Origin of the sequence: Bacillus sp. FSL L8-0099, from assembly GCF_038006385.1 — a bacterium.
GTDB lineage: Bacteria > Bacillota > Bacilli > Bacillales > Bacillaceae_G > Bacillus_A > Bacillus_A toyonensis.
In genome coordinates, this window is record NZ_JBBOVC010000001.1 from 292501 (window position 1) to 297500 (window position 5000).

At 39.8% G+C, this 5000-nt stretch carries 4 protein-coding genes and 2 rRNA genes (1 of these 6 running past the window's edge); 2 read left to right on the forward strand and 4 right to left on the reverse strand.

The genetic code is table 11. From position 1 onward, the window contains the following. A 23S ribosomal RNA gene (locus MHH42_RS01625) occupies positions 1 to 1373 on the forward strand; it begins 1549 nt to the left of the window's first position. Between the two features lie 49 nt (positions 1374 to 1422). After that, positions 1423 to 1538 (forward strand): 5S ribosomal RNA (gene rrf, locus MHH42_RS01630). Between the two features lie 141 nt (positions 1539 to 1679). On the opposite strand, the gene MHH42_RS01635 is transcribed toward rrf, so the two are convergent. The 4 genes from MHH42_RS01635 to MHH42_RS01650 form a co-directional block, all read right to left on the reverse strand. After that, on the reverse strand, positions 1680 to 2138 hold the full coding sequence (locus tag MHH42_RS01635) for an ASCH domain-containing protein (RefSeq protein WP_016107410.1): 459 nt from the start codon (positions 2136 to 2138) through the stop codon (positions 1680 to 1682). 353 nt (positions 2139 to 2491) lie between these two features. Further along, entirely contained in the window at positions 2492 to 3289 is a 798-nt protein-coding gene (uppP, locus tag MHH42_RS01640; RefSeq protein WP_001279970.1) for an undecaprenyl-diphosphate phosphatase UppP, read from the reverse strand. A gap of 17 nt (positions 3290 to 3306) precedes the next feature. Next, positions 3307 to 4044 (reverse strand): ABC transporter permease, encoded by a 738-nt coding sequence (locus tag MHH42_RS01645; protein ID WP_000247704.1) that lies wholly within the window; start codon positions 4042 to 4044, stop codon positions 3307 to 3309. Next, on the reverse strand, positions 4037 to 4966 hold the full coding sequence (locus MHH42_RS01650; RefSeq protein ID WP_016107411.1) for an ABC transporter ATP-binding protein: 930 nt from the start codon (positions 4964 to 4966) through the stop codon (positions 4037 to 4039). The genes MHH42_RS01645 and MHH42_RS01650 overlap by 8 nt, the downstream gene beginning before the upstream one ends. Positions 4967 to 5000 lie beyond the last annotated feature (34 nt).

Consider the following 5000-nt stretch of genomic DNA (forward strand, 5'->3'; position numbering starts at 1 on the left):
GCTTATCGTGAAGGCTGAGCTGTGATGGGGAAGCTCCTTATGGAGCGAAGTCTTTGATTCCCCGCTGCCAAGAAAAGCTTCTAGCGAGATAAAAGGTGCCTGTACCGCAAACCGACACAGGTAGGCGAGGAGAGAATCCTAAGGTGTGCGAGAGAACTCTGGTTAAGGAACTCGGCAAAATGACCCCGTAACTTCGGGAGAAGGGGTGCTTTCTTAACGGAAAGCCGCAGTGAATAGGCCCAAGCGACTGTTTAGCAAAAACACAGGTCTCTGCGAAGCCGTAAGGCGAAGTATAGGGGCTGACACCTGCCCGGTGCTGGAAGGTTAAGGAGAGGGGTTAGCGTAAGCGAAGCTCTGAACTGAAGCCCCAGTAAACGGCGGCCGTAACTATAACGGTCCTAAGGTAGCGAAATTCCTTGTCGGGTAAGTTCCGACCCGCACGAAAGGTGTAACGATTTGGGCACTGTCTCAACCAGAGACTCGGTGAAATTATAGTACCTGTGAAGATGCAGGTTACCCGCGACAGGACGGAAAGACCCCGTGGAGCTTTACTGTAGCCTGATATTGAATTTTGGTACAGTTTGTACAGGATAGGCGGGAGCCATTGAAACCGGAGCGCTAGCTTCGGTGGAGGCGCTGGTGGGATACCGCCCTGACTGTATTGAAATTCTAACCTACGGGTCTTATCGACCCGGGAGACAGTGTCAGGTGGGCAGTTTGACTGGGGCGGTCGCCTCCTAAAGTGTAACGGAGGCGCCCAAAGGTTCCCTCAGAATGGTTGGAAATCATTCGTAGAGTGCAAAGGCATAAGGGAGCTTGACTGCGAGACCTACAAGTCGAGCAGGGACGAAAGTCGGGCTTAGTGATCCGGTGGTTCCGCATGGAAGGGCCATCGCTCAACGGATAAAAGCTACCCCGGGGATAACAGGCTTATCTCCCCCAAGAGTCCACATCGACGGGGAGGTTTGGCACCTCGATGTCGGCTCATCGCATCCTGGGGCTGTAGTCGGTCCCAAGGGTTGGGCTGTTCGCCCATTAAAGCGGTACGCGAGCTGGGTTCAGAACGTCGTGAGACAGTTCGGTCCCTATCCGTCGTGGGCGTAGGAAATTTGAGAGGAGCTGTCCTTAGTACGAGAGGACCGGGATGGACGCACCGCTGGTGTACCAGTTGTTCTGCCAAGGGCATAGCTGGGTAGCTATGTGCGGAAGGGATAAGTGCTGAAAGCATCTAAGCATGAAGCCCCCCTCAAGATGAGATTTCCCATAGCGTAAGCTAGTAAGATCCCTGAAAGATGATCAGGTTGATAGGTTCGAGGTGGAAGCATGGTGACATGTGGAGCTGACGAATACTAATAGATCGAGGACTTAACCATATAATATGTAGCAAATGTTATCTAGTTTTGAAGGAATATGCCTTCATAGTTTGGTGATGATGGCAGAGAGGTCACACCCGTTCCCATACCGAACACGGAAGTTAAGCTCTCTAGCGCCGATGGTAGTTGGGACCTTGTCCCTGTGAGAGTAGGACGTCGCCAAGCAAGCTTAAGACGAGTCAGGATGACTCGTCTTTTTTATGTTTTATAAAATAAGCTCGTTATCTGTAGTTTTCTTGAGCTATAAATAACGAGCTTATTTGTGTTAAAAAATAGCAACATGAAAATTCAGTAAAGCTCTGTTTATTATAGTTCTGCTGTATTTTTCACATCAATGAGCTCAAATCGTTCGCAAACGAGTAGCATATCTTCAGAAAAAGTAAAACCAAACTCATTTAGTTCCTTTGTAAAAAAACGAACATGGGTGTCTCTCCAGTAATTATACGTGCAATCTCCTTCGCCTTCAGCGATAGCGAATTCTTCGCTTACTTCATTCATCGGTGTTACAGTTACTTCTATTGTTTTAATAATCGCTACAGGTTTATCCTGACTATTGAGTATAATACTATAATCATTAGTCGTCGGTAGTGGTTCATTTTCTAACTCATAAAAAGTGTGACAGGAGCATGTTGCGGTTTTGATACCATCAATTACTAATTGTGCAAGATAATTAGGGGAGTCCCCAAATTGCCAAGCTGTAACAGATGCTGGTTTTTCATTGTTTCCCCAATAAGTATCCCAATATGTTTGTGCTAATGGATTCATTTGTATCGTTACCTCACTCTAATTAATATGTAGTCTTTTTATAATCCCTGAGAAATTTACTTATTTGTATGCCTTTGTACTCATTTAAAATTTGTATCGGTGTGTTGTGAATTAAGAAAGAGAATATGCGGAATGAATATGGTTTGTAAACACGTTCTGTCCATATATGGGATTTTTAATTTTCCAATTGTGTCGTACGGTAAAGGATATAACTGTTTGAAGAATATTCGGATTATTAAGGGCGGTTTATTACAACTATGCCATATTGAAGTGAGTAATACTAGAGGTGAAATAGAGAAAAAACTGATATTCCAACTTGAATATCAGTTTAGTAATATGTGACTTATATGAATCTATAGCAATATGAACAGCGTAAATAAGATAGCCAGCAAAATACGATAATATGCAAAAGGTTTTAAACCGATCTTCTCTAAAAGCTTCAAAAAAGTTACTACGGCTAGCATTGCTACTATAAAAGAGGTAATGAATCCTACCGCAAACATAGGGATGTCATCAACGCTTAAATACTTCCAACTTTTTAATAAGTCTAAGCCTGTAGCTCCAACCATTACAGGAAGAGCAATGAGAAAAGAGAATTCAGATGCGGTCTTATAATTTACTTTCGCTAATAACCCTCCAGAAATAGTAGATCCAGCTCTAGAGAAGCCAGGATATACCGCTAAGCATTGAAATAATCCAATTGTTAATGCTTGACGGTAGGTTAAATCATCCAGTGAATAGGCGGTTGCTTCTGTCTTTTTTACTTCTGCAAAAATCATAAGAATTGCTCCTGCTACAAGTCCAATGACGACAGTATATGGCTGAAATAAGTATGTTTTAATAACACCATGTAATAGTAATCCAGCAACTACCGCTGGGAATACACCAAGAAATACATGGAATGCGTTGAATTTTTTCTCTTTTCGTAGAAGAGGTTTAATATTACATAAAGAAACAAGGCGTTTATAGTATAAAATCGCAATAGCTAAAATTGCGCCTAACTGTATAACGATTTCAAAGGTCTTTGCTCTTTCTCCTTCGAAGCCTAATAAATGTCCGACTAATATAAGGTGGCCAGTAGAAGAGATAGGTAAAAATTCTGCTAATCCCTCTACAATACCGAGTATGAAGGCAATGATGATATCGCTCATAGTTTCACTCCTATAAATTAATGAATATCTACTCTCTTAAAATAGAATAGTGTTGCAATAAATCCGAAAATTGCTGTTGCTGCAATGATGATATAAGAATACTCTGGTGGATATGTGGGTTGTAATTCGTTATTTGCGATATCTAGAGTAGCGGTCCACGGAAATAGATCTTTATGTTTAGAGTTCACGAGCATAAGGTTAATCATTGTAATAATGACCGTTAATATAATAGGTGGTACATAGGTCTTCATTACAACGGTTAATAGTACAATAGGTGAAGACAATAGAAAGAGAAGTCCACCACATATTAAAAATTTTACGAGAGAGCTTAAGAGTAAGATGGTACTAAATCCAGGGAAGCTACCTATTAGCCCTAATAATAAAGTTAGTGTCCAAGCGACTAAAGTAAGCATTATAATCCAAAGAAAGAGAATGATGAACTTACTTATAATAAAGCTAATGCGTGAGACTGGAATAGTTAGTAAATGTTTTAGTGTATCTTCTGTATATTCACGGGTAAACAGATAAGCAATCACTACCCCATATAAGGGGAATCCTATAATTAAAGTAGTATATAAGTTAACTTCGGTGAATAGTTGATGGAACAAAATAGTTGGAGTAGGTTGTTTTGTTTTTATGTGTATATAAGACGCTACGACCACTAAGAAGGGTGCGACACCAGCCCCGATAATGCTAATTAAAAACATATTGGAACGTTTTAATTTTAATAGTTCTGTATAGAGCAGATTAACCAATTGTTCCACCTCCAACTAGATTGGTGAAATAATCTTCTAATCTGTCTTCGCTCATCGCCATTTTTAATACATCGACATCATTAAGAACGAACGTTCTGTTTATGTGTCCTTGCTGTCCAAAATGAGAATAAATACGAATATTCCCTTCATCATGTACTTCATAATCAAAAATTTGAAGATGATTTTCTAATAGCATTGTGGCTCTATTGTCATGATTCACTTGAAATTCTATGTACTTACGGTTGGTTTTGCGTAGCGTATCAAGAGAAACTTCTTCTAGTAACTTTCCTTCATGGATAATTCCCATACGATCGACTAGTTGTTCTACTTCAGCTAATATGTGACTAGAAATGAGTATCGTTATATTTCTTTCCTGAGCTAAAGATTTAATGAGTTTTCGCATTTCTTTAATACCGATTGGATCGAGTCCATTAGTTGGTTCATCTAGTATGAGTAGTTCAGGGTAGTGGAGAAGAGCACGTGCAATTCCTAAGCGCTGCTTCATTCCTAAAGAATACTTTCCTACTAACTTTGTTGTTTCATGCTGTAAGCCTACTATTTCTAATGCTTCTTCAATGGCATTCTTTTTGTGGATCCCAATTATCTTTGCATTAATTAATAAGTTTTCTTTTGCAGTTAAGTTTTCATAAAACCCTGGAACCTCAACGATAGAACCAATTCTTCTTAAAATATTTTTTTGATTTTGAAATAAGTCTTCTCCGAATATTTCAATATTTCCACTTGTAGGCTTTATAAGGCTAAGTAGCATACGTATGGTTGTTGTTTTGCCCGCACCGTTGCGTCCTATGAATCCATAAACCTCTCCTTGTTGAACATTAATATTTAGATTATCTACTGATTTTTGAGTGCCATATACTTTAGTAAGGTTAGTCGTTTTTATAATTGTATGTATAGGAGACACCTACTTTCTATAAGTTCTTACTTACATAATAAGA